Source organism: Paeniglutamicibacter antarcticus, assembly GCF_039544305.1.
Lineage (GTDB): Bacteria > Actinomycetota > Actinomycetes > Actinomycetales > Micrococcaceae > Paeniglutamicibacter > Paeniglutamicibacter antarcticus_C.
The window spans coordinates 176,866-200,534 of the sequence record NZ_BAABLK010000034.1; the positions used below are offsets into that span (position 1 = coordinate 176,866).

General features: G+C 61.7%; 25 protein-coding genes. 10 read left to right on the forward strand and 15 right to left on the reverse strand.

Translation table 11 applies throughout. From position 1 onward, the window contains the following. Positions 1–77: 77 nt before the first annotated feature. Both ABEA12_RS12380 and ABEA12_RS12385 read left to right on the forward strand, forming a co-directional pair. Positions 78–323, forward strand: coding sequence for a hypothetical protein (locus tag ABEA12_RS12380; RefSeq protein WP_210100023.1), 246 nt, complete (start codon positions 78–80; stop codon positions 321–323). Then, a complete protein-coding gene (locus ABEA12_RS12385) occupies positions 320–1,300 on the forward strand; it encodes a Clp protease N-terminal domain-containing protein (RefSeq protein WP_210100022.1) in 981 nt (326 codons plus the stop codon). Before ABEA12_RS12380 ends, ABEA12_RS12385 begins: the two co-directional genes overlap by 4 nt. 670 nt (positions 1,301–1,970) lie before the next feature. Here ABEA12_RS12385 and ABEA12_RS12390 read toward each other — a convergent pair. The 5 genes from ABEA12_RS12390 to ABEA12_RS12410 all read right to left on the reverse strand — a co-directional run bounded on the left by ABEA12_RS12390 (position 1,971) and on the right by ABEA12_RS12410 (position 7,046). Then, positions 1,971–2,276 carry a transcriptional regulator gene (locus ABEA12_RS12390; RefSeq protein WP_210100021.1) on the reverse strand — a complete coding sequence of 102 codons (306 nt, stop codon included), beginning with the start codon at positions 2,274–2,276 and terminating at the stop codon, positions 1,971–1,973. Beyond that, on the reverse strand, positions 2,260–2,724 hold the full coding sequence (locus tag ABEA12_RS12395) for a hypothetical protein (protein WP_210100020.1): 465 nt from the start codon (positions 2,722–2,724) through the stop codon (positions 2,260–2,262). The genes ABEA12_RS12390 and ABEA12_RS12395 overlap by 17 nt, the downstream gene beginning before the upstream one ends. 619 nt (positions 2,725–3,343) lie before the next feature. Further along, positions 3,344–4,783 carry a dihydrolipoamide acetyltransferase family protein gene (locus ABEA12_RS12400; RefSeq protein WP_210100019.1) on the reverse strand — a complete coding sequence of 480 codons (1,440 nt, stop codon included), beginning with the start codon at positions 4,781–4,783 and terminating at the stop codon, positions 3,344–3,346. Next, positions 4,780–5,880 (reverse strand): alpha-ketoacid dehydrogenase subunit beta, encoded by a 1,101-nt coding sequence (locus tag ABEA12_RS12405; protein ID WP_210100018.1) that lies wholly within the window; start codon positions 5,878–5,880, stop codon positions 4,780–4,782. Before ABEA12_RS12405 ends, ABEA12_RS12400 begins: the two co-directional genes overlap by 4 nt. Continuing rightward, positions 5,877–7,046, reverse strand: coding sequence for a thiamine pyrophosphate-dependent enzyme (locus ABEA12_RS12410; RefSeq protein ID WP_210100017.1), 1,170 nt, complete (start codon positions 7,044–7,046; stop codon positions 5,877–5,879). Before ABEA12_RS12410 ends, ABEA12_RS12405 begins: the two co-directional genes overlap by 4 nt. A gap of 219 nt (positions 7,047–7,265) precedes the next feature. On the opposite strand from ABEA12_RS12410, the gene ABEA12_RS12415 reads away from it, so the two are divergent. Beyond that, complete coding sequence (locus ABEA12_RS12415) at positions 7,266–7,715, forward strand: Lrp/AsnC family transcriptional regulator (protein ID WP_210100016.1); 450 nt, start codon at positions 7,266–7,268, stop codon at positions 7,713–7,715. A gap of 55 nt (positions 7,716–7,770) precedes the next feature. Next, positions 7,771–9,063 carry an MFS transporter gene (locus ABEA12_RS12420; protein WP_210100015.1) on the forward strand — a complete coding sequence of 431 codons (1,293 nt, stop codon included), beginning with the start codon at positions 7,771–7,773 and terminating at the stop codon, positions 9,061–9,063. On the opposite strand, the gene ABEA12_RS12425 is transcribed toward ABEA12_RS12420, so the two are convergent. From ABEA12_RS12425 to paaA, 8 genes are all read right to left on the reverse strand, one after another. After that, positions 9,060–9,269 carry a helix-turn-helix transcriptional regulator gene (locus ABEA12_RS12425; RefSeq protein WP_210102474.1) on the reverse strand — a complete coding sequence of 70 codons (210 nt, stop codon included), beginning with the start codon at positions 9,267–9,269 and terminating at the stop codon, positions 9,060–9,062. The genes ABEA12_RS12420 and ABEA12_RS12425 overlap by 4 nt on opposite strands. 23 nt (positions 9,270–9,292) lie before the next feature. Further along, positions 9,293–9,724, reverse strand: a complete 432-nt coding sequence (locus tag ABEA12_RS12430) for a hypothetical protein (RefSeq protein WP_210100014.1) — start codon at positions 9,722–9,724, stop codon at positions 9,293–9,295. A 287-nt stretch (positions 9,725–10,011) separates the two neighbouring features. Continuing rightward, a complete protein-coding gene (locus tag ABEA12_RS12435) occupies positions 10,012–10,791 on the reverse strand; it encodes an enoyl-CoA hydratase/isomerase family protein (RefSeq protein ID WP_210100013.1) in 780 nt (259 codons plus the stop codon). 85 nt (positions 10,792–10,876) lie between these two features. Beyond that, on the reverse strand, positions 10,877–12,073 hold the full coding sequence (paaE, locus tag ABEA12_RS12440) for a 1,2-phenylacetyl-CoA epoxidase subunit PaaE (RefSeq protein ID WP_210100012.1): 1,197 nt from the start codon (positions 12,071–12,073) through the stop codon (positions 10,877–10,879). Further along, positions 12,070–12,555, reverse strand: a complete 486-nt coding sequence (gene paaD / locus ABEA12_RS12445) for a 1,2-phenylacetyl-CoA epoxidase subunit PaaD (protein ID WP_210100011.1) — start codon at positions 12,553–12,555, stop codon at positions 12,070–12,072. Before paaD ends, paaE begins: the two co-directional genes overlap by 4 nt. 17 nt (positions 12,556–12,572) lie before the next feature. Continuing rightward, positions 12,573–13,433: a 1,2-phenylacetyl-CoA epoxidase subunit PaaC gene (gene paaC, locus ABEA12_RS12450; protein ID WP_210100010.1), complete on the reverse strand. Its 861-nt coding sequence runs from the start codon at positions 13,431–13,433 to the stop codon at positions 12,573–12,575. Beyond that, complete coding sequence (gene paaB / locus ABEA12_RS12455; RefSeq protein ID WP_210100009.1) at positions 13,430–13,723, reverse strand: 1,2-phenylacetyl-CoA epoxidase subunit PaaB; 294 nt, start codon at positions 13,721–13,723, stop codon at positions 13,430–13,432. Before paaB ends, paaC begins: the two co-directional genes overlap by 4 nt. Before the next feature lie 3 nt (positions 13,724–13,726). After that, on the reverse strand, positions 13,727–14,716 hold the full coding sequence (paaA, locus tag ABEA12_RS12460; protein ID WP_210100008.1) for a 1,2-phenylacetyl-CoA epoxidase subunit PaaA: 990 nt from the start codon (positions 14,714–14,716) through the stop codon (positions 13,727–13,729). A gap of 503 nt (positions 14,717–15,219) precedes the next feature. Here paaA and ABEA12_RS12465 point away from each other — a divergent pair. The 6 genes from ABEA12_RS12465 (at position 15,220) to ABEA12_RS12490 (ending at position 21,064) form a co-directional block, all read left to right on the forward strand. Further along, entirely contained in the window at positions 15,220–16,260 is a 1,041-nt protein-coding gene (locus tag ABEA12_RS12465; protein WP_210100007.1) for a methionine ABC transporter ATP-binding protein, read from the forward strand. Then, positions 16,251–16,970, forward strand: coding sequence for a methionine ABC transporter permease (locus ABEA12_RS12470; protein WP_210100006.1), 720 nt, complete (start codon positions 16,251–16,253; stop codon positions 16,968–16,970). Before ABEA12_RS12465 ends, ABEA12_RS12470 begins: the two co-directional genes overlap by 10 nt. Positions 16,971–17,067: 97 nt before the next feature. Beyond that, positions 17,068–17,982 carry a MetQ/NlpA family ABC transporter substrate-binding protein gene (locus ABEA12_RS12475; RefSeq protein ID WP_210100005.1) on the forward strand — a complete coding sequence of 305 codons (915 nt, stop codon included), beginning with the start codon at positions 17,068–17,070 and terminating at the stop codon, positions 17,980–17,982. A 487-nt stretch (positions 17,983–18,469) separates the two neighbouring features. Then, positions 18,470–19,165 (forward strand): Crp/Fnr family transcriptional regulator, encoded by a 696-nt coding sequence (locus tag ABEA12_RS12480; protein WP_210100004.1) that lies wholly within the window; start codon positions 18,470–18,472, stop codon positions 19,163–19,165. Between the two features lie 409 nt (positions 19,166–19,574). Continuing rightward, entirely contained in the window at positions 19,575–20,042 is a 468-nt protein-coding gene (locus ABEA12_RS12485) for an HAD hydrolase family protein (protein ID WP_345468438.1), read from the forward strand. 218 nt (positions 20,043–20,260) lie between these two features. Then, positions 20,261–21,064, forward strand: coding sequence for a polysaccharide deacetylase family protein (locus ABEA12_RS12490; protein ID WP_345468441.1), 804 nt, complete (start codon positions 20,261–20,263; stop codon positions 21,062–21,064). Positions 21,065–21,176: 112 nt separating this feature from the next. Here the strand turns inward: ABEA12_RS12490 and ABEA12_RS12495 are convergent, their stop codons facing one another. Together ABEA12_RS12495 and ABEA12_RS12500 are read right to left on the reverse strand one after the other, a co-directional pair. After that, complete coding sequence (locus ABEA12_RS12495; RefSeq protein ID WP_210102472.1) at positions 21,177–21,899, reverse strand: amino acid ABC transporter ATP-binding protein; 723 nt, start codon at positions 21,897–21,899, stop codon at positions 21,177–21,179. A gap of 32 nt (positions 21,900–21,931) precedes the next feature. Continuing rightward, complete coding sequence (locus tag ABEA12_RS12500; protein ID WP_210102471.1) at positions 21,932–23,332, reverse strand: amino acid ABC transporter substrate-binding protein/permease; 1,401 nt, start codon at positions 23,330–23,332, stop codon at positions 21,932–21,934. Between the last annotated feature and the right edge of the window lie 337 nt (positions 23,333–23,669).

The window sequence follows — 23,669 nt, forward strand, 5'->3', positions numbered from 1 at the left end:
GAACTAGACATACGCAAGCTGTGGCGTTGCAGCAACTTTGGTTGACAAAAATGTATGTAGCAACGTAGGTTGACAGTATGAAGTCTTTGCAAATCGCCGCAGTGGCAGCCGACACCAGCGACCCGAGGGCGGGGCTGCGGGCAGTGGCTTCGTTGCGCGTGCTCGCGGACACTTTGGAGCTTCGGCAGGTCGAGGCAGCGCTGCGTTCAGGCATGAACTGGCAGGACATTGCTGACGCGCTTGGAGTGACACGGCAGGCCGCTCACAAGAAGCACTCCAAACGAATTGACCCCACGATCCCGACCCTCAGGAGGAACGGATGAACAAGCTCGTTCGCGCTGCTCAGACTAGTCAATCTCTCTCGCTTGCCGCCATGGAAGAAGCCTCTCGGCGCGGCCTTCGGGAAGCAGACATCGAGCACCTGTTCCTGGCCCTCGTTATTAATGACCAATCCGCCGGACGCGCGCTTCGCAGCATAGGTATTGACCTTAAAGCTGCCCGCCACGCGGTTGAAGAACAACACGAAGCGCAACTTGCGTCGCTCGGCATCGCGCCCTCATTCCCCGAGGCCGGACGGATCGTGTTCCACGAAACGGACGGGTATGAATGGAGTCCTCGCGCTCTTGATCTGATCACCAAATCCAATGGTAAAAACAAGACGGGCGACGCCGCTGCAGTATTGCGAGAGCTGGTCGCAGAGCCCAGTGGTTTGATTGCCGAAATCCTAGACCGGCTAGGTACGACGCCCGACGCTCTGCGCAAGCAGCTCGACACACCTGCAGAGAAGACCAGGCCTGTCCCAGCAAAGGTGAAGGGTCGGATCTCGGCTTCGTCGGAGACGTTCGTTTCCGCACCGATGGAAAAGGTGTGGGAGTTCCTCGCAGACCCGACACGCATTCCCGAGTGGGAACCTAGTATCGGTTCCATCGAACACAGCGGACAGGAAGCGTCGCGAGGTCCGATCTGGCAGGGTCTGGCGCCCATAAGTCACCCAGATGGGAGGCCGGTGAAGATAAAGGCCCAGTTTCGCCGCCGCAGCATTGAACTCGTCACAGCGCACCGGCAGCAAAGGATTGCGTGGAGTTTCGCGCATCCCGACGTCGCCCAAGATAGTTCGGTTCTGACCGAGTTCGCCTTGGTGAACACAAGCGGTGGTACCCAGATCCAGATCACTAAGTCATGGTCTCGACGCCATGGTTGGCGGAGTCTCGTGGCATGGCCGTTACGACCCCTCCAGAGATTCCTCGGGTGGATCACCCTGTTCCAGACTGGCAGCGCGATCAGTCGAGCATTTCGCTAACCTCAGGGGCGAGAATCAACGGACCCATTTGAAGCAGCGGCAGGCACCCAAGCCGAGAAAAGCCGACGCGGAGAGCTGGGACTCATAGCCACACGTCATCGAGTTCCGCTGTGGATCGTGCCCGCAACAGGAACCGTACAGGAACCGGAAGGTCTGCTCAGGCGAATTGGACGGCGGGAGCACGCATTGAAACAGTCGGGTTGTCGCGGATGGCGGATTACCGGAGCCCTTGTTTATGCCAATCGGTGTGCAACTGTTGCGCATCGTAAGACACCAACGCTCCGCATCGCTCACAGACCGGCATGTTCCCTGCCCTCGTATTGGCACGGAAACCGCTAGCAATGGTTGTTTTGTCCAACCCGAAGTACTTCTGGACCCGAATCATTGAATTCATTTCCTGACCCTATGGCATGTCTCCGCTATACGCCCAAGTCGGGATTTTCGTTTCTGCCCCACCTTGTCGTGAATGGTGTTGTGTTTCTGCGAGCACAGATACCCTCGCGGGGCAAACCACGACTCTGAGCCCGGATCAGTCGATGCTCCGAAGATGGTTCGTCCCGATAGCCGGTCGATAGCCGGGCCCACTTGGGCCGAATTCTGGGTTTTGAGGTTTTGTGGCGCTGACGTTCCGGAAAGGAACGGTGTACGGAACGTAGTCGCGAAGCCAGGACTACTCCACGATCTGGGTCATGGCGCGCAGGGCACCGACGTGACCGACATAGGCTTTGCGGCCATCGCTGGTCAGCGCAACTCTAATATGAGATCGCCCTGCTTTGGTGAAGCGTTCGACATCGAGGTAACCTGCGTCTGTTAGTTGTTTGAGGTGCTTGCTCAGTACTGAATCCGCAACTCCGAGTGAGTCGCGGAGCTGGGCAAATTCGGCCCACTGAAGCGGGGCCAGGCTCGCACAGATTCGTAATCGAACCGGGGCATGAATCAAGTCGTCGAACTTCGCAGGATTACAGGGGGCGCTCATTGGCGTCCTTGAGTCGATTCTTTATCGTCGCTGACCGCATTCGGGAGATGCAGAACCCAAGAATTGTGAATACGACGAGCCACTTCGCGGCACCTTCACCCCAAGATTCCGCTTCCCAAAAGCGACTGAACTGCATGACCAGGCCAAACAGGAGGCCGTATCCTATGTAGGGTCCAGAGTGGCTCAGCACGGTTCGTGCCTTGGGACGGTTTCGCATCAACAAGTAGTACCAAAGACCCAGGGGAATGAGGAGCGTGAACAAGCCAAGAATCATTGGCCATGAGACCACGTCGAGCAGTGTGATGACGGTCGTCAAAAGTGCCAGCAACGTGAACATGAAGCTGCGGGGAGCTTCCGTGGAGCCCACCATGGCAGTTGAGGCGCCGTCGATTTCGGCCAGCATTTCACGGGGATCAAAATCTTCTGAGCTTCGCTTGTTCTCGGTCACGACTTCCTCGCTTTCCGTTAGGGAAAGCGTGCTCTTTCCGGGACGGAAAGTCAAAAAGTAGGCAGTACGTCTCCTACTTGGCGTTCTTATGGGCGATCCATCGATCGAACTAGAAAGAGCGTCATAAATCTCCAAGAACTAAGCGTTCCACAAGAAGGTTCGTAACCGAACAGAACCTTCTCTGACTTGCTCCGTTGCAGACGATGAGTATCGATGATTCCATTTGACACGTCCGCTGGTCTGTCCGTGGAACGCCCCTGAAGCGGCAGGCTACTCCGATAGCTACAGATCGATGGATTCGCCGAAGTTCAAGAGCAAACCATCTGTTGCCACGGGCAATCACCGGCCCTCGGCGTCTTCATCAGCTATCCGTTGCAGCCACGGCCATGTTGCCAGGGAGGATTCGACCATGGCGTGGATTTCCGATCCAACCTTCCACAGCGTCTGCTGTCGCCACACCCACCAGGCTCGAATCTTACGAACCTGAAGCAGGAACGGACGTACCCACCCGGGAAATCGAGGCAGGGCCCACCCCGCCAGCTACGTCAATGCCCGGGCCACCGGACCATGCTGGTCAGATGGCCCGGGCATTGTCATGCTCAAGCGATGCGCTGCGCTGTTAGAGGTCCGCCAGCGCCGAGGCCGGGTTCTCCATGGCATCTGCAACGAAGCGCAGGAAGCCTGCCGCCGTGCCGCCGTCGCACACACGATGGTCGAACGCCAATGTCAGCTCGGTCATCTTGCGTACGGCAAGCTCACCGTCGACAACCCACGGTTTGTCGATGATCCGGCCAACACCCAGGATCGCAACCTCCGGGTAGTTGATGATGGCGGCAGACCCGTCAACACCAAAGACGCCGTAGTTGTTCAACGTGAACGTGCCGCTGGTGAGCTCGGCAACCGTTGCCTTGCCGGCGCGGGTGACCTCGGTCAACCGGGCGAGCTCGGCGTTGATGCCGCGTGCGCTGAGTTTCTGCGCGTTGCGGATGGCCGGAACCATCAGCCCGCGATCGGTCTGCGCCGCAATGCCCAGGTTGATGCCGTCGAACCCAACGATCTCGGATTCACCTTGGTCGTTGGTTTCAATGCGGCTGTTCAATGCTGGGTGCTTCTGCAGCCCGGCAACGACGAAGCGCGAAATGAACGCCAGCAGGCCCGGTGTGTTGTTCGGATCGCTCGCCTTCATGGCCGAACGCATCTGCAACAGGTTGGTGGCATCGACGTCGACCCACACGGTTGCCTCGGGGATCTCGCTGCGCGAGCGGGTCATCGCCTGGGCAATGGTCTTGCGCACGCCGTTGATTGGGGTCCGCGAAGCAACAGCCAGGCCCGAACGTGGATCAAGTATGCCGGTGACCGCGCCGGCCGACGGCGCTGCGGAAGCAGGCACCGGTGCCGATGGGGTCACTGGTGCCGCTGCCGGAGCAGCCGGGGCTGCGCTTCTGGCTGCGGCGGCCTCGACGTCGGCGCGCAGGATCAGCCCGCCGGCGCCGCTTCCGTTGAGCGTGGCGATGTCCACTCCGCGGTCCTTGGCCAGCTTGCGCACCAGCGGCGAGATGACCAACGGTGCACTGCGAGGCGTTGAAGCGGCTTCTTGGGCTGCCGGTGCCGGGGTGTTGCCGGCGCCGTTGCGCGGGCGACGCTTGCGCGCCTTGGCCGAGAGCCCCTCGGGGGTCCCATAGCCGATGAGCACGTTGCCCGAGCCTCCGCCTTCCGGGGCCTTGGCACCGGCTTGCTCTTCCTCGCGGTAGCTCTGCGCCACTTCGCGCACAGGTGTCGTTTCCTTGGGTTCCGGCGCCTTCTCGGGCGCGGAGCTGCCTTCTTCGACGACAGAGAACAACGGGGTGTCGACCAGCACCATTTCCCCGACGGCGCCGTGGAGTTCATGTACGGTTCCGGCGTAGGGGCTTGGCACCTCCACCATTGACTTGGCTGTTTCGACCTCCGCGATGGGCTGGTCAATGACGACGGTGTCGCCTACGGAGACAAGCCACTTCACCAGCTCGGCCTCGGTCAGTCCCTCACCCAGATCCGGCAACAAAAAGGTTTTCACGCTCATGCTCCTTCCTCCCATTGCAAGGCATCCACGGCATCCAGGATGCGGTCAACGGATGGCAAGTAGTACTTCTCAAGTTTCGGCGCCGCGTACGGGGTATCGAACCCGGTCACGCGCAGCACCGGTGCTGCCAAGGAGTGGAAGCACCGTTCCTGGATCCGGGCAACGATTTCCGAAGCCACCGAGGCGAATCCGGGGGCCTCGGCGATGACCACTGCCCGCCCGGTCTTGCGCACCGAGGCGCAGATCGTGGCGTCATCCAGCGGAACGATGGTGCGCACGTCGATGACTTCAATGCTGCGCCCTTCCAAGGCTGCTGCTTCCGCGGCGGCCATGGCAGTGGAAACGGAGGGACCGTAGGCAACCAACGTGGCGTCGGTGCCGGAGCGCGCGATGGCTGCCTTTCCTTCGGTCGGCGGAACGGCGTCGGTCTCGTGCGAAACACGCAACGCGTCGAGGTCGACCTGTTCCTTGGACCAGTAGAGCTTCTTGGGCTCCATGAAGATGACCGGATCCGGGGAATCGATGGCTTCGCGCAGCATTAGGTAGGCGTCGCGCACCGTGGCCGGGGTAAAGACCTTGAGTCCGGGGGTGTGCGCATAGATCGTCTCGGAGGAGTCACAGTGGTGCTCCACTCCCCCGACGCCGCCGGCGTAGGGGATGCGGATGACCATCGGCAGTTTCATCTTGCCCTTGGTGCGGTTGTGCATCTTGGCAACGTGCGAAGCGATTTGCTCGAAGGCCGGGTATGCGAAGGCATCGAACTGCATCTCGATGACCGGGCGCATGCCGTTCATCGCCATGCCGATGGCCATGCCGACGATGCCGGACTCCGCCAAGGGCGTGTCGAAGCAGCGTGAAGTGCCAAAACGCTTGGTCAGTCCGTCGGTGATGCGAAAGACTCCGCCCAGGACGCCGACGTCTTCACCGAAGACCAATACCGAGTCCTCAAGCGCCATGGCATCGGCCATCGCGGTGTTCAGTGCCTTGGCGAAGGTCACCGGCTTCAGGCCGGTGTCCGCGGTGCGTGCCGCAGCCTCGGCGGTTGCCGCGCTGACGTTGCCGTTCTCGGCCGAAGAAGTGGTTACGGTGGGGCTCATTTTGCGTCCTCCTCGCGGGCGAGTTCGTCGGCGAGCATTGCCGCCTGCTCGGTCATCTGGGTGGTGGGGGTCGAGTAAACGTAGGCGAAGAGCTCGGCTGGATCCGGGACGTTTTCCGAATTCATGCCATCGCGCAGTGTCTTGGCCACTGCCTCGGCGCTGGCGGTGATCCGTGCTTGGGTTTCCTCGGGCAGCAGTCCGGCCTCGTCAAGATAGGTGCGCATGCGGGTGACCGGGTCCTTGGCAATCCATTCCTGGACTTCGGCATCCTCGCGGTAACGGGTCGCGTCATCGGCGTTGGTATGCGCCTGCATGCGGTAGGTGTGTGCCTCGACCAGCAACGGGCCGTTGCCCTCGCGGGCCAAGCGCACGGCGCGGCCCAGCACCGAGAGCAGTGCCACCAGGTCGTTGCCGTCCACACGCTCGCCGGCCATGCCGTAGCCCACTGCCTTGTGGGCCAGCGACGGTGCGACGGACTGCTGGGAAAGCGGAACCGAGATCGCGTACTGGTTGTTCTGCACGAAGAAGATCACCGGGAGGTTGAAGACCGCGGCGAAGTTCAGGGCCTCGTGGAAGTCGCCCTCGGAGGTGGCGCCGTCGCCGCACATGGCGATCACGACGGTGTCCTCGCCACGCAGCTTCGCGGCGTGGGCCACGCCCACGGCATGGAGCAGCTGGGTGGTCAACGGTGTCGCCTGCGCGGAGACCTTGTACTGCTTCGGGTCGTAACCGCAGTGCCAGTCACCGCGGAAGCCGACCATGACCTCCATGGGGGCAACGCCCTTGGCCATGACGGCCACCGAGTCGCGGTAGGTCGGGAACATCCAGTCATTCTCACCCAGGCACAAGGCCGCGGCGACCTGGCAGGCTTCCTGTCCGTGGCTTGAGGGGTAGACGGCCATGCGTCCCTGACGCACCAGAGCGGAGTTCTGGTCGTTGACGCGCCGTCCGACGACCAGCTGCTCGTAGGCATCCACGAGGGCCCGGGGGCTTGGCAGCGGATACTCGTGACCGGGCTCGGCGCCTTGCTGCCCCGAGGGGTGCAACTTGCCGTTGACATCAAGCATATGGATTTCGGTCCGGGCCGGGAGCATGTAGTCCTCGGGGGTGATTCCGAATTTACTGCTCACCTGCTCGATTGCATCGCGTGGTTCGGTGCTAGTCACGGTTCACGCCTTTCTGGTGTCTTCGTCGGACGCAAACCACGGGGATCACCGGGCAGCGCGTCAGTTCTTATCTCAAGTATGGCTATTTTGGCGGTAATGTATCCAGCTTCGTAGAATATTCTGGAAAACTGTGCATGAGATTGCTATTCTTGTAGACAGATTGAAAATGTGACCATTACTACAAGATGGTTTCTAGACAAAGCAGAAAGCGACGTTTCCATGGAGACTCCCTCGGTTCGACTCGATGAGGTGGATCGGCGGATCCTGGAGGAACTGACCAAGGACGGACGTCAGTCAGTCACCACCGTTGCGCAGAAGGTCCACGTCTCACGGGCGCACGCATATTCCCGGATCAACAGGCTCCAGGACGAGGGTGTCATCACCCGTTACACCGCGGTCATCGACCCCCTGCGTGCCGGGCTGCGCGCCAGCGCATACGTCACCCTGAAATTGCGCCAGCACTCCTGGCGGGAACTGCGCGAACGCCTTGCTGCCATGAACGAAGTCCACCACATCGGGCTCGTCGGCGGGAACTTCGACGTGATCCTCTTGGTGCGCGCGCGTGACAACGTGGATCTGCGCCGGGTGATCTTTGAACAGATCCAAGCCATGCCGGGGGTGCTGGACACCCAGACGTTCCTGGTTTTCGAGGATGTCGATACGCGCTAGTTCCGCAGTTCGACCATAGGCTCGTGCCCATGGACCTAGCACTTCGGGTGCCTTGGTGAAGGAGACCCCGGTCGAATCAGCCCCTGTTCAATCCGACGGACCACCGCTCCCCGGGCAGCTCAGGCGTGTCCCAGGGTTCCCCGTCCTGCTGTTGTCCGTGGCCTTCGGGGCGGTAGCCTCGGGCATTTTGAACGTCGCGAACGATCTGGTGGCAATCTATGCGCTCGGGGCCAACGCGACCCAAATCGGAATGCTCAATGCCTCCGAATCCATGGCTTTCTTGTTCCTTGCCGTCCCCGCAGGCATCATGCTTGATCGGGTCAACCGGATCAAGACCATGATGTGGGCCCAGTTGGCTGCGGGGCTGTCGATATCCTCGGTACCGCTGGCGTGGATGCTGGGTGTGTTGAGCTATCCGCAACTGGTGTTCGTTTCGTTCTTTGTCGGTGCTGCGGGCATGCTTTGGGCCATGGGTGCCGGTTCGGCGATACCGGGCATGGTGGGACGCGGTTTGGCCTGCTCGGCCTTTGCACGCAAGGAAAGCGTCGACACCTCGGCGGGAATCATCTCCCCCGGGCTCGCCGGCATCCTGATTTCAGTGATCTCGGCACCATTCACGCTGTTCGTGGCCGCGGCGGCCAACCTGTTCGCCGCTGCCACGTTGTTGTGGGGCTTTCCTCAAACAGGATCCTCACCCGCACCCCACTCGCTACCGGCGACGCGGGTCGGCTTCAGGCGGTCCTTCGGGGAGGGGCTTCGGTTCACGCTCAAACACCCCACGATAAGAGCGCTGATTTCCTCTTCGGTGATGACGAACATGGGCCTGGCCTTTGGCTCGGCCCTGGAAACCCTGTTTTTCGTGAAAGTCCTTGGATTCACGCCACAGGTGATTGGCCTGGTCATTTCCACCATTGCCGTTGGCGGATTGCTGGGTTCCTTGGTGGTTCCGGTGCTTGTGGCGAAGCTGGGCGAATACCGGATACTGGCCTTTTCGATCCTTGGCCTGCCTCTGGTCGTGGCGCTCATGCCCTTGGCAGCGTTGGCCCCACTCGGAGCGCTGGCGATGGTGGTGTCCCATTCGGTGCTCTACAACGCGTTGATGGTCTCCTACAACGCAACCGCCTACGGACTGCTGGCAAGTTTTACCCCGGAGCACATGATGGGCCGTCAGCAGGGCTTCCGTTTAGTCTTCACCATGGGTCCGGTGCCGTTCCTTGGCATTGTCGGCGGCCTGTTGGGCGATGCCTTGGGCCTGCAGCAGGCCATGTGGATCTGGGTAGGCCTTACGGCCTTCTCCGCTTTGCCTTTGATCCCCTTGGTACGGCGCACGAACCGTCAAGAAGCCTAGCCGGTACCTTGCCCCGGAGATCCGGGCGCATAGGAAAACACACTGGTGAGCGGCTTGCCAAAGACCTGGGCAATGCGGAATGCGGTTTCAAGCGAGGGTGAATATTTTCCGTGTTCGATGGCAATGACGGTCTGCCGTGTGACCCCGATCCGTGCGGCAAGTTCCGCTTGGGTCATGTTCTCACTCGCACCCCTGAGTTCGCGCATGGAGTTGCCGATTTGTCCCCGGCTCACCACGCCCGCACACCGCTTCGATAACCGCGCAGCTGCACTACGGCACCGACAATGACTGAGAGTCCCAATCCAGCAAAAATGGTCGAAGCGATCCAAAAGTGCTCGGTCTCGTTGAAAGCCAAGGACAACACTATCGCCGAGGACAACAACAGGACTCGGAACTGGGCTTGGTCTGCGCGTCCAGTGATCTCCAGATCCCTCTCATCGGCCCCCACACCTTCACCACCACTGCTTTTCAGCAAAACCGCCCGCATCACCCACACGGGAACAGCCATGACGAAAACGCACGCGAGCATCTGAAGCGAGTAGTTTTGCTCGCCCACGACGCTGCCGGCCACGTTACAAAGCAGCACTACGGCGGCAAACGCCAGCATGCCAATTCCAGCGGAAACAACGGTCGTCCACGCCACTTTTTCTTCATCGGCCATGCTCATCAAATCCCAAAATGTAAAGAATACTTTACCTTGGAGTTTACCGATCGGACGGATGGATGGATGTAAATAATACTTGACATTCACGCGGTGGAAGGACCGCGTCGACACCCCGCGGATAGGTCCGCTTGGGCAGAAATCCCGGCACATCCCATCGCGAGTCAACGACGGCACATGTAGCTACATGTTCGTCCTCGCCGGAATCCGCGAAAAATTCCGCACGCAGAAACGGCGTCCCGCCATGGCAGGGACGCCGTTCAAAAACACCAGCAGAGAGCGTCTGTCTAGCCCTTGAAGGTGGGCTTGCGCTTTTCCTGGAATGCAAGGAAACCCTCGGCATAGTCCTCGGTAGCGCACAGATCGGCCTGCGCCTGGTTCTCGTCGGCCATCGACTCCCACAATCCCAGCCGGGCATCACGGATCTGGGCAACAAGTTCCTTCGAAGCGCGGAACGCCTCGGTGGCACCGGTGGCAACCTTGGCCACGATACGGCGCGTGTTCTCCAACAAGTCCTCGGCGTCCATGGCGCGGGAGAACAGGCCGGAGGCCACGGCGTCGGCACCGCTGATCAGCTCGGCGGTGTAAATCAAATCCAGTGTGCGGTGCGTTCCCAGCCGTTCGGTGAACAGCCAATGCCCTCCCGAATCCAAGGTCGCTCCAAGATTCGCAAAGGGCGAGCCGATCTTTGCATTCTCGGCGACGTAAACAACGTCGGTGGCAATGGCCAGGCCCAGGCCCACTCCGAGGCAACCGCCCTGGACGGCGGCGAAGGTCGGCGCCGGGAAGGATGACATCTTGGCCAGCAATGGCTGCACCTTGCCCCCGAGGTAGCCCATGACATCGTCGTCGGCGGGAACAACACCGGAGATATCACGTCCGGCACAGAAACCGCGGCCTTCCCCACGCAGCAACAGCGCACGGACCTCGCCGCTCTCCACGCCTTCGGCAGCCTTGTCGTAGGCAGCTGAGATTTCCTCCAGCGCAGCCTCGTTCAGCGCGTTCATTTTTTCCGGGGCGTTGAGGACGATCTCGGCTACGCCATCGGAAATGCTCAGTTCGATCATTTTGGTCCGTTCACTCAGGTTTTGCGGGACATATGCCAAGGATCCACCGGCAGCAGCCGATGGATCCTTGCCTTGGAGATAGTGCCTAGGCGTCGTAGTCGACCGAGACGCGCGCGGTGGTGGGGCGCGACTGGCAGGTGAGCACGTACCCCTTTTCAATTTCGTCCGGTTCCAGAGCGTAGTTCTCCTCCATCTCCACCGCACCTTCGATGACCTTGGCGCGGCAGGTGCCACACACTCCGCCTGCACAGGCGAAGGGAACATCCGGCCTAACCCGCAGTGCGGCGTTCAGGACGGTTTCGCGTGCGTTCACCGGGCTCTTGACCTCGCCTTGGAGGCCATCGAGCTTGAACTCGATCTGGTAGGTCTCATCGGACTCGTCGATGATGACGGGGCGTCCGATGTTGCCTTCGGGCCGATTGGGCTCACCGGTGGTGAACAGCTCGAAGCGGACCTTCTCCGGCGGAACCCCCTGGGCCGAGAGGTTATCGCGTACCAGCTGGACCAGTTCGAAGGGGCCGCAAAGGAACCATTCATCGACCTGGTCGGTGCGGATGATCGAGCCCAAGATCTTGCTCAGCTTCTCCGCGTCGATGCGTCCCGAGAGTAGCGGGGAGATCCGCTGTTCGCGCGAAAGCACGTGGTGCAGGGCAAAGCGTGCGGGATAGCGGTCCTTCAGGTCCGCGAGTTCCTCCAGGAACATCACGTCCATGGCTGCCTTGTTCGCGTAGATGAGGTCGAAGTGTACGTGGTCGTTGGCTGCCAGCACGGTACGGGCAATCGCCATCACCGGGGTGATGCCCGATCCGGCGGCCACGGCCACGAAGGTGTCCTCGTTTTCCACGTCGATCGACTCGGGATCGTTCATCCCGGTCATCTTGTGCTTGGAAATGAACCCGCCCGTGGGGCTCATGACATCCATGGTGTCCCCTGCCACCAGGGACTCGTTGGCCCAGGTGGAGAAGATGCCGCCGATGTCTCGCTTGATGGCCACGTGGATGGCCCCGGGGCTCGGCTCGGCACAAATCGAGTAGCTGCGGCGCAGCTCCACGACGTTGCCCTCGGCGTCCTCGAGTTCCTTGCGCAGGGCAACGTACTGTCCCGGCAGGTAGTCATATTGGCCCTGCAACTCCTCGGGGACCGCGAAGGTCACCTCGATGGCGTGGGCGGTGAGCCGTCGGACCTCGGCGACCGTGAGGGTGTGGAAGGTTGTCCGGCGCCGTCCCGGTACTTCGGCGTCAACGTCTTCGTTGTCGGGCAAAGCGGCAGTCGTGTCTGTCATGAGAGCACCTTGAAGTAGTCGAAGGGTTCCAGGCAGTCCTTGCATTGGTACATGGACTTGCACGCCGTGGAACCGAAACGGGAGAGTTCTTTGGTATTCAGCGAATGGCACTGCGGGCATTTCACTGCCATGCCCAGGGTCACCGGACCGCGGTGTCCGGTGCCCGTGGGCGGGGCAATGCCATAGGCTTCCAGCTTGGTCTTGCCCGGCTCGGTTATCCAGTCGGTTGTCCAAGCCGGAGAGAGGACAAGGTTGACCCGGACATTCTCGTATCCGGATTTCCTGAATTCGATTCCGAGGTCCTCGGTGATTGCATCCATCGCCGGGCAGCCGGAGTAGGTGGGGGTGATGGTGACAACCACGGTGTCACCCTCCATTTCCACGTCGCGCAGGATCCCGAGGTCCGCGATGGTGAGTACCGGGATCTCGGGGTCGGTGACGCGCGAGGCAATCTCGCGGAGTTCGATGGCGGTGGCAATCATGTCGTTTTGTCCTTTGCTTACCAGGTGGCGCCAGGATGCTTGCGCGCCAGGACCTGCATCTCGGCCAAGATGAAGCCAAGATGTTCGGAGTGCTCGCCGCGACGACCACGGGCCATCGCGAACGGAACGGTGGGGAGCTCGAGCTCGGCATCCTTCAACACCGAGGTGAATTCCTCTTCCCAAGCCGCATGCAACGAAGAAGGGGCTACGCCCACGTCGCCGAGCTGTGCGTGGAGTTCCTCGTCCTCGAAGATCTCCCCCACGTAGGGCCACAGGATGTCCAGCGCATGGCGCATGCGGCTGGCCGATTCCTCGGTGCCTAGGCCCAGTCGCAGGGTCCAGGCGATCGCGTGGTCGCGGTGGTAGTCGATTTCCTTGACTGCCTTGGCACTGATCGCCGCGATCGTCTCGTCGCTCGAATCCAGCAGTGCGGTGTAGAGCAGGTGCTGGTAGATCGAGGTGATCAGCTGGCGCATGATGGTCACCCCGAAGTCCCCATTGGGCTGTTCGAAGATATGCAGCGAACGGAAGTCCTCTTCCTCGCGGAAGTAGGCCAAGTCGTCCTCGGTCTTGTCCCACGCCAAGGCGGCATAGGAAAGGAAGGAGCGGGCATGGCCCAACTGGTCCAGGGCAATATTGCCCAGGGCAATGTCTTCCTCGAGTTCGGGTCCGCGGGAAATCCAGTGCGAGAGGCGCTGAGCCAGGATCAGGGCGTCATCGCCCAGTCGCATCGCGTACTGGGCAACCAGTTCGCTGGGCTTCCCCTGCTGGATGGCGATGTCCTCGGGGCGCAGTGCGTTGCCCGGGGTGACACGGGTTGCCGAGGCGGTGGAATCCCCGAAGCTGTCAAAGGTGTGGTCGGTCTTGTGTGCGCTCACAGGTGCTTCACGCCCTCGCTCTTGACGTAGTAGGTCGCGTGCCGGTAGTCCTTGCCCTGCGGGGATTCAAAGTACATCCCCTTGGCATCGGGGTCCGAGGCGATGATGTCGGTGCTTGCCACGACCCACAGGGAAATGCCTTCGTTGCGGCGTGTGTACAGGTCCCGTGCATTGCGCAGCGCCATCTCGGAATCCGGGGCGTGCAGCGAACCGGCGTGCACGTGCGAGAGCCCTCGGGAGGAACGAACGAATACTTCCCAGAGCGGCCAAGTGCCTTGTGTTTCGGTCATAACCTAAGCAACCTCAGTCTTTCGAGCCATCTTTGCCGCGTATGCTGCGGCAGCTTCGCGCACCCAGGCGCCTTCGTTGTGTGCATCGCGGCGCCGCTGCAGGCGTTGGGCGTTGCAGGGTCCGGCGCCGGCAATGACTGCCTTGAACTCGACCCAATCCAGGTCCATGTGGATCCAGCTGCCGGACTTCTCATCGAAGCGCAGCTCGGGATCCGGAAGCGTGAGGCCCAGGACCTTGACCTGCTCGGCGATCATGCCCACGAAGCGCTGGCGCAGTTCGTCGTTGGAGAAGCGCTTGATCTTCCACGCGGTGGACTGCGAGGAGTTCGGCGAATCCGAGTCCGGAGGACCGAACATCATCAGCGACGGGGCGTAGAAGCGGTTGACGGCGTCCTGCGCCATCTTCTTCTGGGCCTCGGTGCCGTTGGCCAGTTCCAGCAGGATCTCGAAGCCCTGGCGCTGGTGGAAGGATTCTTCCTTGCAGATGCGCACCATGGCACGGCCGTAGGGGCCGAAGGACGCACGGCACAGCGGAACCTGGTTGGCGATGGCTGCGCCATCGACCAGCCAGCCGATGGCACCCATGTCTGCCCAGGAGCGTGCCGGGTAGTTGAAGATCGAGGAGTACTTGGCCTTGCCGGACATCAACTGGTCGTTGAGCACGTCGCGGGGGGTGCCAAGGGTTTCGGTGCCCGAGTAGAGGTAGAGGCCGTGTCCGGCCTCGTCCTGCACCTTGGCCATCAAGATCGCCTTGCGCTTCAGCGACGGGGCCCTGGTGATCCAGTTCGCCTCGGGCTGCATCCCGATGATCTCGGAGTGCGCGTGCTGCGACATCTGCCGTGTCAGCGTCTTGCGGTATGCCTCGGGCATCCAGTCGCGCGGTTCGATGCGGGAATCGTCGGCAATGATCTGCTCGAATCGATCCTGTCCTGCTTGCTCCTCAGGAGAAAGAACTGCGGATAGCGATCCGCTGCCTTTTTGCTGTGCAGCCATAGTGCTCACCTCACTGTGACAAAGAATTATTTACTGACCGTTCGTTCAGGATATGCGGACGCACACCTTTCCGTCAATCACCGCGCCCCCGTAAGTCGCCGTCCTGAGGACCGGGGATGCTGCGGCGCCACCGGTCCGGCAGGGTGCGGAACCACAAGCCGGCAGCCATTCTCGCTACCGAAATAAACCTGTTGCCACGGCCGTGCACCAATCCTTCCAAGCGCATTTTGTCGTTTCAGGGTCCATAGCACGCCATTCTCGCCTAATACCACCGGGAAGTCACCGGGCGACATTGAGCTCCGGCTGACATTCATCGTGAGTAACAAAAGCGGTGAAGCAACCCCGCACATGACGAAGAAAGTCCTGGCATGCCAGCGTGTGACTGCCCCGTGGAAACTGCCGCGCAAACAGACACAGAATGGTTCATCCCCGGTGCCGGCCCCACGGGGTTCGGCCACCTGCTATTGACCGGCCGACGCCAATCCAGCATGGAGAACCAACGCATGATCAGCCTGAAGAACCTCACCAAAGTTTATGGACAGGGGGAAGAGTCCATCAAGGTCCTGGACAACTTGGACATCGATGTCGCTGCCGGCGAGATCCTTGCCGTCGTGGGCCCTTCGGGGGCAGGGAAATCCACCCTGGCCCAGTGCATCAACCTGCTTGAGCGCCCCACTTCCGGACAAATCATCGTCAACGGCGAAGACCTGGCACGCCTGCCCGAACGTAAGCTGCGCGTCGCCCGTCGCCGCATCGGCACCATCTTCCAGTCAGCCAGCCTGCTCTCGCGGAGGACCGCGGCCGAGAACATTGCCCTGCCCCTGCAGTACCTTGGCGTGACGCCGGCCGAGACCAAGTCGCGGGTCGGCGAGCTGCTGGAACGAGAGGGACTCTCTCACCGGGCCACGCACTACCCCTTCGAACTTTCCGGCGGCCAGCTCCAACGCGTGGGCATTGCTCGCGCATTGGCCTTGCGCCCGGCGGTGTTGCTCTCCGACGAGGCGACCTCCGGGCTGGATCCGGAGACCACCCGTTCGGTGGTCGCGCTGCTGCGCGAGCTGCGCGACGACTTGGACCTCGCGGTCGTATTCATCACCCATGAAATGGACACCGTGCTGCATGTCGCTGATTCCGCGGCCCGGCTCCATGCAGGACGCATCGCCGAACAGGGTTCCTTGCTGGAGCTGCTCACCGACCACGACTCGGTCCTCGGCCGTGCACTGCAGCCACGGCTCGCCTCGGCTCAGCCAGCGGACGGGACCCGCGCCTGGCAGGTGGGCTACGATTCACGATCCGTTCCCGCCGACTGGCTGCAACGCGTCTCGGCCGACCTGGGCGAGCCGGTTTCCCTGTTGGCGGCCACCATCCAAAGCATCAACGGAGCCAGCACCGGAAACGCCACCGTTGGACTCGGTGCTCCGGCACACCTGGCCGTGGCGGCCTTTGCCCGCCACGGCCTGCATGCAACACCCTTGGAAACAGGCATCGCCGACTTGGATCCCAAACCGGCTCTTCACGCACAGGAGGAACTCCAATGGGCCTGAGCATTCCTTCCGCGGTGGCGATCCACACACTTGCCGACACTCCCCTGACCGAATTACCGGAGTTGCTTGTCCCGGCACTCGGCGAGACCCTGGCAATGGTCGGGATCGTCATGCTGATCGTGGTGGCTCTGGGCACCCCGATCGCGGTTGCCTTGCACAACATGGCACCGGGAGGACTCTTCGAGCACGCTGGCACTTACACGGTGCTCAGCTGGATCGTGAACATCGGCCGGTCATTGCCGTTCCTGGTGCTGATGGCCGCGATCGTCCCGTTCACCCGGTTCGTCACCGGCACCAACATCGGAATTTCCGCAGCGGTGGTTCCCATGACGCTGGCCGGGATCCCGTTCTTTGCCCGGCTGGTGGAGAACTGCCTGCGCGATGTCCCCCGTTCGGTGACCGCTGCGGCACGCGCTTCCGGAGGATCCCCGCTGCAGATCATCCGCACCGCGCAACTGGGAGAAGCAGTGCCGGCGATCCTGGGCGGGCTGACCATCAACACCATTGCCATGATCGAGTACTCAGCCATTGCCGGGACCATCGGTGCCGGCGGCATCGGTTATGTCGCCGTCACCTACGGCTACCAGCGTTTCGACCAGACCGTCATGCTCGCCACTGTTTTGCTGCTGATCGCGATGGTCACCGTTGTCCAGCTCACCGGCGACGCGCTGGTGCGCACAACGACGCCGCACCTGCGCCGCCGCGCCTAGGATCCTGTTCTTACCCGCCACCTGACCCGCACGTTTCCCGCATTGTTTTTCCGCGTTCCCCACCGCATCGCTGCCGACCGAAAGGCCACCCACCTTCATGACTATCACCGACCCTCAAACCCAGACGGGGCCAGAGTCCCACGGTTTCACCCTGCACAAGAAAAAGAAGTGGCCCTGGGCCGTGGGCGTCATTTCCGTGGCCGCCGCCCTGACAACGGCCATCGCACTGAACGGCCACGCAGGCACCAAATCACCGAACAACGTCGCCGGTGCCACACTCACCGTGGTCACCGCCGAGGGAAACCACGCCGAGCAGGCGCTGGTGAACTTCGTGGCCGAAGAAATCGCACCCAAGTACGGCATCAAGGTGGCATTCAAGGGCCTGGCCGATTCGACAACACTGAACCGCGCGGTTTCCACCGGCGAGGTCGCCGGCACCATCTACCAGCACAAGCTCTGGCTCTCCCAGGTCCTTGAAGCCAACCCCGATTTCAAGCTCGAGGCAGCGACCCCCGTCTTCCGCTGGGGATTCGGGATCTGGAGCGAGAAGTACAAGTCCGTCGAGGAGATTCCCGACGGCGCCACCATTTCGCTCTACTCGGATCCAGCCAACGAGGCCCAGGGGCTGCACCTGCTCGAGCGCGCCGGGCTGATCAAGCTCGCCGACGGGGTGGACAAGTGGAAGGCCACGCAGAAAGATGTGGCCGAGAATCCCAAGGGCATCAAGTTCAAGTTGCTTGACTTCGCCGCGCAGTCGCGTTCCCTGCCGGATCTTGATGCCGCCGTTGGGTACACCGAGTATTACGTCGCGGCCAAGGTGCCGCTCGAGCAGCAGATCTTCGCCCCACCGGCACCCGACGAATTTGCCGGGCAGCTGACCGTGGCCACCGAATACCGCGACACCGAGAACGTCAAGAACCTCATCAAGGCCTTCCAGGACCCGGCCGTGCAGGAGTTCCTGCGAACCGATCCTTCGGCCAAGGACCTGCTGGTACCCATCGAGGCCAAGTAGCCCAAGACCGGAGGCCGTACGGTGCCCGGTAAAGCGATTTCAGGCTGTCTTGACCCAGATCTAGACGCCCGCCCGTGAATCGCGATGTAGATACGGTGGTGGAACCATCAGCCACCAAGCACGAAAACGTGGTCCACGCATAACAACCGCAAAGTTCGAGACCGAACCGTTCACCTGTCCCTCCTGCGTCTAGAAGATCGAGGGCGTTTCCGGCAAGCTTCCGGGGTAGAGAGCATCAACGTGATGTTCATTTCCAGCAAGGTCTAAGTCAACTACGACTCAATGCCCCCGAGCACCAAGAAGATCGCAAAGCCCATTTCCGGCCTTGGCAGCCCCGTGCTTTCCCAGAACCCCATATCTTGCCCCCGTCCGCGACCCCGGCTTGACGGCTTGAATCCCCCGTCGGCCGGGGTCGCGGCCCGCATGCGGGCGCCTCCACCGTGTCAGGGGCCCGAACCTTGCGCTGTTTGATGGTTGGATTGAAACCATGCACCAACACCATGTCCATCCCGGAGGCGAACGCGCGCTGGAACAACTTGTTGCCCGCGTTCCGCTCTTTGCCCAACTCTCGGATTCCGAGCTGGCCGAAGTCGCCAGACGGGTTGTTCCGCACAGCCACCCGCGCAACACCCAGCTTTACGGTGCAGGCGAACGCAACGCCAGCTTGATGATCATCCACAGCGGCCTGGTGAAGATATACCGGATCACCGCCGCAGGGCACGAACAAGTCATCAGGATCCTGGGTCCAGGGGATTTCCTGGGCGAGTCCACGTTCGTCGACCGTTCCGCCGCCGACCACTTCGCGGTGACACTGGAAAAGTCAGACATCTGTTCGCTGCAACACGATGACCTGCACGCTTACCTGTTGAGCTTTCCCAGCGTGGCCGTGAAGATGCTCGAGACTCTCTCCCGCCGCCTTGCGGTGACCGAGAACCAACTCAGCTCCATGGCAGGGGACGATGCAGACCACCGGGTGGCCGCCTACCTGCTGGCGGTATCCGCCTCGGACCAAACCGACCGCCTCCGGCTGCCGATCACCAAAAAGGACGTCGCATCCCTTCTGGGTTTGACCCCGGAAACCCTCAGCAGGAAGCTTGCGCACTTCGAGGATTCAGGCTGGATTTCCCTGCACCCCGCACGGGTGATCGAGCTGCACGACAAACCCGCGCTTTCCCTCCTCTAGCAGGAGCGCGCCGGCAGGTATCTCCACACCTCGGTGCCGGATCTTGACCGGAGCCGCTGATCATCGCCCTCGGGCTTCCCTGTAGCTTGCGCGCGGTGCCACGCTGTTTGCCACGGCAGTCTTGGCCGGGGTGCCCACGGCCATCCGCCCCTTCCTGCCCTGCACGCCAACGCCTTCGGAGTCGACCAGCTCGTCTCCCCATTACGCCCAACGTCGCCTCGATGATCCGGGAGCACGTCGAAGCCGAGGTCCTGGGGTTCCTGTTCATCATCGGTGCCTGGCTTGAAGCCCGGACCCTGGAATAGACCAAGCGGTCCTTTCGCGAGCCCGTCGAGGATACCCGGGAAGCCAAGGCCCGTGCCCAGCGCTTCCTTGACCTCTTTGCCATATCCACACCCCGGCCACCGTGGTGTTTTCTCTCTTCGCGCTGGCGTTCAGCCACAACGTCGAATTCGCACTGACCTTTCTGGGCATCGCCTGCCCCGGCGCATTAATCGGAGAGCAGCCGGGACTGGATAAGGTCCATGCCGAATTGATGCCCGCGGGCCAGGTCACGATCACGGCGAGGCTGAAGTCCGAAGTCCACAGGGCCGCGATGATCGGCGACGGGCTCAACGACGCTGCGGTCATCGCTACCGCCGATGTCGGCATGGCCATGGGCGTGGGCACCGACGTCTACATCCAGGGCGCCGATGTGATCCCGGTGGGCCACCACGTGGCCAATTGGTGCACTCGTGCTCGTTGCCCAAGGCAACGGGGCGCAACACGCATCAAAACACGTTCATCGCCGTGGGCACCGTGGTATTGCTGCTCGCCGGCGTCCTGCTGCAAAAGGTCCGCATGGCAACGGGAATGCTCGTCCACGAGATCGGCGTGACGATGGTCACTTTTCTACGCCGACCGCTTGGTCAAGTACCGCAACAAGAAGTCCGAGACAACCGGCCCCGTGAATCCACGGGCCATTTCCGGGGAGGGAGCACGACGAGACCTGGGGGTGAGCTGGAATCCGCACGGCGGCAACCCTCCGTGATCCCACGCACACCGGGCGGGAAAACGCGGGTTGGTTTGAGGAACTTTGCAGGTTGAGGCGGAATCATGGTGACCATGGTTAACCGCTCGATCCTTCTTCGCCTGCTTGGCGCCCTGGTGCTCCCGTTGGTCCTGGCAGGTTGCGGTGCTCCGTTAAGCGATAGCTGGGACGGGTACCGCACGGGCCCGGCAACCGAGCAGGGCTCCCCCACCAAGGCCCGGACGTCCCCCCGGGATGCCCCCGAGCCCCCCGGCCCCGACTGCAGCCTGGTCAAATGCGTTGCACTGACCTTTGACGACGGGCCCGGGACCTACACCGAGTCGCTGTTGGACCTCCTGGATGAACACCAGGCAAAGGCCACCTTCTTCCTCATCGGAGAAAACGTGGCCAAGCACCCCGGCGTCGTCCGCGATGAGCTGGACCGGGGCCACGAGCTGGGCAACCACACCTTCTCGCACCGGGACCTCACCAAGATGTCGCTGGCCGCGGCTCAGCGCGAGTTGCGCAAGACCGACGCGGCAATCAAAAAAGCCACCGGTGAAGAGCCGACCTTGATCCGGCCGCCCTTCGGCGCAATCCCTACGAGCTTGAAGAAGACGTTGGACGTGCCGGTGGCCCTGTGGAGCGTGGATACCCTGGACTGGCAGACCCGGGACACGAAAAAAACCGTCAAGGCCGCCGAGAAGGTGGAGCCCGGATCGATCGTGTTGATGCACGACATCCACGAATCCACCATCAAGGCCATGCCAAGGATCCTGACCGACCTCCAAGCCAAGGGCTACCACTTCGTCACCGTCAGCGAACTCATTTCCAAGCCCAAGCCCGGCATCGGCTACGGAACCGGGCAGCACCCGGCAACCAAGAACTAGCTACCCCACACTCTTCAAAGGCCAAGAAGCCCGCGTGGTTTCGCCCTATCCCCATCATTGGGTCGATAAAACCACGCGGGCTTCGGGTTCTCAGGAAATAGGCGTGGTTGCCCTAAAGCACCTTGGAGAGGAACTCCTGGGTGCGTTCCTGCTGCGGGTTGCCAAAGAGCTCCTCCGGGGAACCTGATTCGCACACGACGCCGTCGTCCATGAAGATCACCCTGTCGCCGATTTCCTTGGCGAAGCCCATCTCGTGGGTCACCAGGACCATCGTCATGCCTTCAGCAGCCAGGTCACGGATGACTTGGAGCACCTCGCCGACCATTTCGGGGTCAAGTGCGCTGGTGGCCTCGTCAAAGAGCATGATGCCCGGGTTCATGGCCAGCGCGCGGGCGATGGCCACGCGCTGCTTCTGCCCGCCCGAGAGCGATGCAGGACGCGCATTGGCTTTTTCCTCCAGCCCCACGCGAGCCAGGAGCTTGAGCGCCTGTTCGCGCGCATCGGATTTGTTCGCCTTCTTCGATTCCACCGGGGCCAGCATGATGTTCTCCAGCACCGACATGTGCGGGAAGAGATTGAAGTGCTGGAAGACCATGCCCACGTGGCGGCGGACCTCGTTGATGTCGACCTTGGGGTCGGTGACATCGAAGCCGTCGACCATCACCTGTCCCGCGGTGATCTCCTCGAGCTTGTTCAGGCAACGCAGCAGCGTGGATTTTCCCGAGCCCGAGGGCCCGATCACGCAGACGACCTCTCCCTCGGCGATCTCCACGTCGATGCCCTTGAGCACCTCGTTGGGACCGAAGGACTTGCGCAATCCGTTGACGGTGATCATGGATGGTTTTACTGTTTCAACGTGTGAGGCACTCACTTGTTGAACCTCCTATCGGCAAAGTTTGCCAGCTTGGTCAGGGCCATGATGGCAACGAAGTAGATGACGCCCACGATGAGCAGGGTCTCGGTGACGCGGAAGTTCGCCGCGTAGATCTGCTGGCCCTGGTAGAGCAGCTCGGCAAAGCCGATGGCCAGCAGCAGTGAGGAGTCCTTGAGCATGATGATCAGCTGGTTGATCAGCGAGGGGGTCATCATCTTGAAGGCCTGCGGAACCACGACCTTCTGCATCGACTTGCCGTAGCCAAGGCCCAGCGAACGCGAGGCCTCGAGCTGGCCCGGGTCCACCGACTGGATGCCGCCGCGGACGATTTCGGCGATGTACGCCGCGCCGTTCAGCGAGAGCGTCAGCACGCCGGCGACCCAGATATTGACCGTCTGGCCGATCAGCTGGGACAACCCGAAGTAGAAGAAGAACGCCCAAACCAGGATCGGGGTGCCGCGGAAGACGTTGACGAAGGTCGTCGCGATCCCGCGCACCACGATGTTGTGGGAGATCTTCATGAACCCGGCAAGCAGGCCAAGAACCATCGCGACCGCGAAGGAAATGGCGGTGACAAGGAGGGTGTTCCCAAGCCCGCTCATCAGTGCCGGGAAGGACTTGGTCAACAGGTCCCAGAAGGTCGTGGGCACCGAGGCGGTGGGATCGGCAAGGTACTTGTCAAGGATCTTGTCGTACTCGCCGTTGGCCTTGAGCTTGGCCAGCCCGTCGTTGAACGAGGCCAGCAGCGCGGTGTTCTTTCCCTTGTTCACGGCAAAGCCGTAGGAACCGCCCGGGACCTTGTCGGTCACGGTCTTGAGCCCGTTGTTCTGTGCAATGCCGTAGGCAAGCACCGGGTAGTCGTCAAAGACGGCAACCGCGTTGCCGGACTTCACCGATTCGTACATGGTCGCGGACTGGTCAAGTCCCTTGACCTTGAACCCGTATTTCTTGGCAATCGACTTGGCGTAGGTTTCGCCTTCGGCGCCGGTCTTGGCAACCACCGTCTTGCCCTTGAGGTCCTCATATCCCGTGATGGCGTCGTCGTCCTTGGCGACAGCCATCTGGATCCCGGACTCGAAGTAGGGCTCGGAGAAGTCGTAGACTTCCTTGCGTTCATCGGTAATGGACATTCCGGCAATCACGCCGTCGACCTGGTTTGAGGTCAGCGCCTGCAGGGCTGCGTTGAACCCGAGGGAACGGACCTCTACGCTGAAGCCCTCCTCGTCGCCGATGGCACGGACCAGGTCCATGTCGATGCCGGTCAGTTCGCCGTCTTGGCGGAATTCGAAAGGGGCAAAGGTGGTGTCGGTGCCGATGACGAAGGTCTTGCCTTCGACCCCGCCGTCGGCGGGTTGTGCCATGGCAGCGCCGGCACCCCCGAACAGCAGGAACATGCCCAGGACTGCAGCAAGCACCGCCCTGGGCCAGGTCCGCGGACCTCGTGTCGTTCTGGACGTCTTCAAGGGTCGTTCACTCTCCTTATCGTGGATCCCGCCTTCGTGGTGCGACGGTGGTTACACGCGTCATAGCCTAGATGCTCCCGCGCCGCTGTGACAGAACCCACGCGGTGGCCCCGGCGCTACAATTGCGCATCGATATCCGCCGCCGGGCGTCAAATGGTAGAAGAATGGCTCGCCGGTGCCCGATCCAGACACCGGAAGGCCTCCTCTGGGCGCTATATCAACGACGTCGATGTGGACGCGGATCGTGGATTCGGGCCTGGGATTCCCT

Coding starts and splice junctions, on each gene's coding strand:
- ABEA12_RS12490 (WP_345468441.1), top strand. CDS start 20,261: ATGGTGACCATGGTTAACCGCTCGATCCTTCTTCGCCTGCTTGGCGCC.
- paaE (WP_210100012.1), bottom strand. CDS start 12,073: ATGACAGACACGACTGCCGCTTTGCCCGACAACGAAGACGTTGACGCC.
- ABEA12_RS12400 (WP_210100019.1), bottom strand. CDS start 4,783: ATGAGCGTGAAAACCTTTTTGTTGCCGGATCTGGGTGAGGGACTGACC.
- ABEA12_RS12385 (WP_210100022.1), top strand. CDS start 320: ATGAACAAGCTCGTTCGCGCTGCTCAGACTAGTCAATCTCTCTCGCTT.
- ABEA12_RS12465 (WP_210100007.1), top strand. CDS start 15,220: ATGATCAGCCTGAAGAACCTCACCAAAGTTTATGGACAGGGGGAAGAG.
- ABEA12_RS12475 (WP_210100005.1), top strand. CDS start 17,068: ATGACTATCACCGACCCTCAAACCCAGACGGGGCCAGAGTCCCACGGT.
- ABEA12_RS12405 (WP_210100018.1), bottom strand. CDS start 5,880: ATGAGCCCCACCGTAACCACTTCTTCGGCCGAGAACGGCAACGTCAGC.
- ABEA12_RS12470 (WP_210100006.1), top strand. CDS start 16,251: ATGGGCCTGAGCATTCCTTCCGCGGTGGCGATCCACACACTTGCCGAC.
- paaA (WP_210100008.1), bottom strand. CDS start 14,716: ATGGCTGCACAGCAAAAAGGCAGCGGATCGCTATCCGCAGTTCTTTCT.
- ABEA12_RS12495 (WP_210102472.1), bottom strand. CDS start 21,899: ATGATCACCGTCAACGGATTGCGCAAGTCCTTCGGTCCCAACGAGGTG.
- ABEA12_RS12435 (WP_210100013.1), bottom strand. CDS start 10,791: ATGATCGAACTGAGCATTTCCGATGGCGTAGCCGAGATCGTCCTCAAC.
- paaB (WP_210100009.1), bottom strand. CDS start 13,723: ATGACCGAAACACAAGGCACTTGGCCGCTCTGGGAAGTATTCGTTCGT.
- ABEA12_RS12390 (WP_210100021.1), bottom strand. CDS start 2,276: ATGAGCGCCCCCTGTAATCCTGCGAAGTTCGACGACTTGATTCATGCC.
- ABEA12_RS12415 (WP_210100016.1), top strand. CDS start 7,266: ATGGAGACTCCCTCGGTTCGACTCGATGAGGTGGATCGGCGGATCCTG.
- ABEA12_RS12425 (WP_210102474.1), bottom strand. CDS start 9,269: ATGCGCGAACTCAGGGGTGCGAGTGAGAACATGACCCAAGCGGAACTT.
- paaD (WP_210100011.1), bottom strand. CDS start 12,555: ATGATTGCCACCGCCATCGAACTCCGCGAGATTGCCTCGCGCGTCACC.
- ABEA12_RS12500 (WP_210102471.1), bottom strand. CDS start 23,332: ATGTTCCTGCTGTTCGGGGGTGCCGGCGCTGCCATGGCACAACCCGCC.
- ABEA12_RS12480 (WP_210100004.1), top strand. CDS start 18,470: ATGCACCAACACCATGTCCATCCCGGAGGCGAACGCGCGCTGGAACAA.
- ABEA12_RS12380 (WP_210100023.1), top strand. CDS start 78: ATGAAGTCTTTGCAAATCGCCGCAGTGGCAGCCGACACCAGCGACCCG.
- ABEA12_RS12430 (WP_210100014.1), bottom strand. CDS start 9,724: ATGGCCGATGAAGAAAAAGTGGCGTGGACGACCGTTGTTTCCGCTGGA.